Annotated in this window: 2 protein-coding genes, 2 tRNA genes and 1 pseudogene; 1 reads left to right on the top strand and 4 read right to left on the bottom strand. The window is 59.2% G+C overall.

Annotation, left to right across the window (positions count from 1 at the left end; genetic code table 11):
* The 4 genes and pseudogenes from ACQKP2_RS31480 to ACQKP2_RS31465 form a co-directional block, all read right to left on the bottom strand.
* A pseudogene (locus ACQKP2_RS31480) lies at positions 1 to 631 on the bottom strand (hypothetical protein); the annotation flags it as partial.
* Positions 631 to 3,273, bottom strand: a complete 2,643-nt coding sequence (mprF, locus tag ACQKP2_RS31475) for a bifunctional lysylphosphatidylglycerol flippase/synthetase MprF (RefSeq protein WP_427582192.1) — start codon at positions 3,271 to 3,273, stop codon at positions 631 to 633. The pseudogene ACQKP2_RS31480 and the gene mprF, both read right to left, overlap by 1 nt.
* Before the next feature lie 281 nt (positions 3,274 to 3,554).
* Positions 3,555 to 3,631: transfer RNA gene (locus ACQKP2_RS31470), tRNA-Met, on the bottom strand.
* A gap of 220 nt (positions 3,632 to 3,851) precedes the next feature.
* Positions 3,852 to 3,928: transfer RNA gene (locus ACQKP2_RS31465), tRNA-Met, on the bottom strand.
* 299 nt (positions 3,929 to 4,227) lie between these two features.
* Between ACQKP2_RS31465 and dinB the strand changes: the two genes are divergently transcribed.
* Positions 4,228 to 5,289: a DNA polymerase IV gene (gene dinB, locus ACQKP2_RS31460; RefSeq protein ID WP_427582191.1), complete on the top strand. Its 1,062-nt coding sequence runs from the start codon at positions 4,228 to 4,230 to the stop codon at positions 5,287 to 5,289.
* Positions 5,290 to 5,390: the final 101 nt, after the last annotated feature.

Genomic DNA, 5,390 nt, shown 5'->3' with positions numbered 1-5,390 from the left:
GACCGACAGTCTTCCCGAGAACGCGACGTGTAACCTGAAATACGTTCACCGCTCTTACCAAGGCGATGAAGTTGACTCGCCAATCACTACGTTTTCCCGCGCTGGTGTCGTCCGGATTGTCGTTCCACGCCACCAGCCAGTGACCATGGGCAGCGCTCTTGGGCAGCAGGTGAGTGCAACCACCTTTTTCCAGGGCCAGGTCGACGGAGACGGCCTGAGCCTTGTCATCCTTCTGCTCCGACAACCAGCGCCATGCCAGCACGGCGCCCGGGCCGATGCCGCTGACCAGGGTCGCCGGTCCCTTGAGTTCCCGCAGGCCCGATTGCAGGGCGCGGCTTTGCAACAGGCAGTCCTTGGGCAGAATGACTTGCACGATCTGCGCCGAGCCGGTGCGGCTCAGGGTCATCAGTTGCTTGTCACTGAGTTTCTGGTCGTCATTGACCGCCACCAGCACCTGGGCGCGTGGCGTGGTGCCGGGAATGACACGGGTCATCGCTGCGCCGTCGGCCGGGGTCAGCTGTTCGAGGGTCGGTTCCGGTGCCGGGCGTTTGAGGTACCAGTAACCGCCACCGAGAATCACGGCCAGCACAATCAGTGCGACCAGGATGTACTTCAGGGAGCGTTGAATCATCAGCGTTTCACCAATCCAGTCAAGCCGCCCGCGATCAGGGCAGCAGTATCGGCCAGGGCAACCAGCGGATCGAGTCCGGCAGGCACGGCCATATAACGAGGTTCCCAGTCTGGCTGGAATTTGTCTTTGAAGCGGCGCAAGCCTTGGAAGTTGTAGAGCTGCTCACCACGGCGGAAAACCATCGAGCCCAGGCGCTGGGTCAGCGGTGCGCCGCGCCGGGGTTGAAGCCCCGACAATGGCACCATCCCCAGGCTGAAGCGCGCGTATCCATGATTTTTATAGTGTTGAATCAGGCCGACCATCATGAACTCCATGGTCAGCTTGGGGGCGTCCGGATGCGCGCGCATCAGGTCGAGGCTGGCCAGGTCATGGCCATAGGTCTCGAGCAGGTTGGCGAAGGCCACCGGGCGTCCTTCGAAGCGAATGACTGCAATGCGGAAATACTTGAGGTAATCATCGCTGAAACGACCGAGGGAGAAGCCTTTCTCGCGCACGTTCTTGCCGGTAAGCCAGGCATCGGAAATCACCTTGAGCTCGTCCATCGGCGCCTGGCCCGCGTCGAAGATCTCAAGGGAGAGTCCATCACGGGTGCCACGGTTCCAGGTGTAGCGCAGGTCTTTCATCTCCTTGCCCTTGGCTTCGAGATCAAAGCGCTTGAGATCGACCCGAGCTTCCTCACCGAGTTTGATCGCCGTCAGGCCGATGTCCATGTAGTAGGGCAGGTTTTCGGCGCGCACTTGATAGAACACGGGGCGAGCGTGGTGAACGTCGCACAGGTCGCGGAACTGCCAGATCATTTCCGCCCGCTGCTGGCCAGGGCCGATTGGGTCGTAAAGCGCTACCAGGCTGCGCCCCCGGCGGGCGTACATCAGATACGCTTCATCGTTGGGATGAAACAGCAGGGCCTTGTCCCCGGTCAGGGCCAGGCCGCCATCCGGCTGTGCCGACGCCATGAGGATTTTGCTCGCCCGCTCAAGTTCCTCGGCGGTCGGCAAGTGGATGACCGGGCGTGCGGTGCGCAACAGCCAGGTCAGCGACACCACCATCAGCAGCACCGCTGCACCGAGCAGTGAACGCAGGCCACGGGGAGCATCGGCGTCGAGAGTGAACTGCCACCAGAGCTGGTGGCTGTACGGAACGTCCTGATACGCAAACAGCAGCAGCCAGATCGATGCGCCGAGGACACACAGGCTGGCCACCAGATACAGCGGCGAGAACGGTACTTCAGTCAGACGGCTTGGGCGGTAGAAGGAGCGCCGGAAGACCCCGAGCAGGCTCGCGGTCAGGGTCATCAGGCAGGCTTCTTCCCAGTCGAAACCCTTGAGCAGCGAGAGCAGGGCGCCGACCAGCAGCAAAACAGTGGTCAGCATCCATGCGGCGGACAGCCGGCGACGCAAGCCCTGCGCCAGCAGCAGGCAGAGCACGCCAACCAGGCTGGCGCCAAAGTGCGAGGCGTCGACCAGGCGATGCGGAATCAGAAAGCCGATGTGCTCCAGGCGAGTATCGATTTCCGGGGTAGCCCCGGAAAACAGCAGCACCACGCCGGAGAGGAATACCAGCACCGAGAGGATCGGTGCCGCCAGGCCGGAAGCGGCGCGCAAGGTCTGGCGTGTCTGGAACAGGCGCTGACCTTCGTTGATCAGCAACAGCAGGCAGGCCACCAGCAGTGGCAGCACAACGTAAATCAGGCGATACAGCAGCAAGGCGGCCGCCAGTGGCGCGGCACCGAGCGTGTCGGAAAAGGCAGCGAGCAAAATCGCTTCAAATACCCCGACACCGCCGGGTACATGGCTGAGTACGCCAGCGGCCAGCGCCAGCAGGTAAACCAGCAGGAAAGCACCAAAGGGTGGCGCCTCCGGCAGCAACAGGTAGAGCACGGTGGCGGCAGCCGCTACATCCAGTGCGGTAATGAGCAGTTGCAGAAAGGTCAGGCGACGTCCCGGCAGGCGCAAGGTGCGGCGGCCGACCTTGACCAGCAGATTGTCCGCATAGGGTTGTTCCGGCAGGCGACGACGATAGATGCCGATGGCCAACACGGCAAACATCACCAGCACGACCGTCGCAAGGGTGCCCAGCAGGGTCTCGGACAGTCCCAACGCCGTAGAAGCGCCGGGCAGGTTGCTGAGGGTGGCCAGTGCGGCAAGCGGCGGCAAGGCGCAGCCGAGGGAGAGGCTGGCAAACAGCGTCATGCGGGCGACTTCGGTGGCACCCAGTCCGTGACGTGCATACAAACGGTAGCGAACCGAGCCGCCCGACAGCATCGAAAGGCCGATGGCATTGCCGATGGCGAACGCAGTGAAACCACCCAGTGCAAGTGTTCGCGGTGCCAGGTTCGCGCCGGCGTAACGACTGGCCGACCATTCGTAACCCAGCAAAATGATGAAACCTGCCACGGTCGCGCCCAGCGCACCGAGCAAGGCCGGTTTGGGGACTTCGAGGATCGAGTCGTGCAGAGCGTCCAGATCAAGTTCGCTCAGCAGGTGACGACAGGCAATCAGGGCGATCGCAAACAACAGCAAGGTAATGGCCAGGCCGATGGGCTGACGGTAATTGCTGATGAGATCGAGCAGACGCAACCGGTCGGCTTTGATCGGTTGTGTTGCTGTGACGGTGTCTTGTGAATCAGACGAGTTGGCGCGCATCAATCACCTCTTGGATTGTGCGCGACAGGATGGGGGTATCCAGCCAAGTTACCAATCCCTGTAGAAAAAAATAATCACAAATATTAACGCGTATCACCGAGTGGCGGTGATGACGCGAATCAGTCGTCGTAGAGGGCTGAGTCTGCGATTGAGCATAGACTGAACTCGGCGCATTGGTGACCCTCCGACGGCTCACCACACAGTGACAGATCATTGTTGCGAAAGGACTTTTTCAACAGATACAAAAAAGGCCACTCTTTCGAGTAGCCTTTTTCGACGTTTGGTTGCGGGAGCCGGATTTGAACCGACGACCTTCGGGTTATGAGCCCGACGAGCTACCAGGCTGCTCCATCCCGCGTCTGTGAGGCGGCATTCTATAGAGATACGCCAAGGTGTCAACCGTTAATCCGGGGTCTGGTCAAATAAACGCTAAAACGCGGCAAACGGTCGCAGGGTTGGCATAAGCTTCGGAAACTGAACGAGTTTTGATGCCAGCCAGGGTGCAGGGGATCGAGGGTATCGGTAAAACACGCGCGCACAAAAAAGGCCATTCTTTCGAATGGCCTTTTTCAGACGTTTGGTTGCGGGAGCCGGATTTGAACCGACGACCTTCGGGTTATGAGCCCGACGAGCTACCAGGCTGCTCCATCCCGCGTCTGTGAGGCGGCATTCTACAGAGGATCGACAGGCTGTCAATCGTTATTTCGTCAAAAACTCTTCAGGTTCAATTGCTTAGCTTGTTTATGGCACGCGCGATCTGCCTGGAAGGTAGGCGGGGCAAGGCTTCTGGCTCTATTGAAGAAGAGGCGGCGATTGAGAATCCAAATTTACAGGTCACTTTTCCTACGGTCGAAAAAGAACATTCAGAGTACTGGTGCTATATACAGGTCTCAGTGAGATACTGACTGTCCGACACGGCAAGGCGCCATTTCATCATTCTGCAACCGCGTTGATATGACCCAACGAAAAATCATCCACATCGATTGTGACTGCTTTTACGCCGCCATCGAGATGCGTGACGACCCGCGCCTGGCTGGAAAGCCTCTGGCAGTGGGTGGGGCGGCGGATCGGCGTGGAGTGATCGCGACCTGCAACTACGAAGCCCGTGCTTATGGTGTGCGTTCAGCCATGTCCTCGGGGCATGCGTTGAAGCTCTGTCCGGACCTGACCATCGTCAAGCCACGCATGGACGCGTACAGGGAAGCATCGAAGGAAATTCATACGATCTTTCGTGATTACACCGACATCATTGAGCCGCTTTCCCTCGATGAGGCGTACCTCGATGTGTCAGACAGTGTGCATTTCGCAGGGAGTGCGACGCGTATTGCGCAGGACATTCGTCGGCGGGTGTCCAACCAGTTGCACATCACTGTCTCGGCGGGTGTAGCACCGAACAAATTTCTCGCCAAAATCGCCAGCGACTGGAAAAAGCCCAATGGCCTGTTCGTCATCACGCCGGATCAGGTGGAGGATTTTGTCAGCGGCTTACCGGTCAGCAAGCTCCATGGGGTCGGCAAAGTCACCGCCGACAAGCTGGGCAAGCTTGGTATCGCTGATTGCGCACAATTGCGTGAGTGGGACAAATTGGCGCTGGTGCGCGAATTCGGCAGTTTTGGCGAGCGGCTCTGGAGTTTGTCCCGTGGCATTGATGATCGTCAGGTGCACAACGACAGTCGTCGTCAGTCGATCAGTGTCGAAAATACCTACGATACCGATCTGCCGAATCTATCGAGTTGTCTGGAGAAACTGCCGGAGCTATTGGAAACGCTGAAAACACGCATGGCACGCATCGACAGCAGTTACAGGCCCGGCAAGCCATTCGTCAAAGTGAAGTTCCATGACTTCACCCAGACCACGCTGGAGCAGGCGGGGGCAGGGCGGGATTTGGGTAGTTATCAACTATTGCTGACCCAAGCCTTCAACCGTGGAGGCAAGCCGGTACGGCTGTTGGGGGTGGGGGTGAGGCTGGAGGATTTGCGGGGCGGGTTTAAGCAGCTGGAGTTGTTTGAGCGGTAACTTGCAGCGGATGTCAGGACGCCTTCGCGGGCAAGCCTCGCTCCTACCGGTACAGCTGATGCCGGTTGAGAGATGGGTTGCCGCGCACCCTTTTACCAATA

Origin of the sequence: Pseudomonas sp. NPDC089569 (assembly GCF_050280625.1) — a bacterium.
In the GTDB taxonomy this organism is placed as follows: domain Bacteria; phylum Pseudomonadota; class Gammaproteobacteria; order Pseudomonadales; family Pseudomonadaceae; genus Aquipseudomonas.
This window is presented reverse-complemented; position numbering and strand designations above follow the sequence as displayed.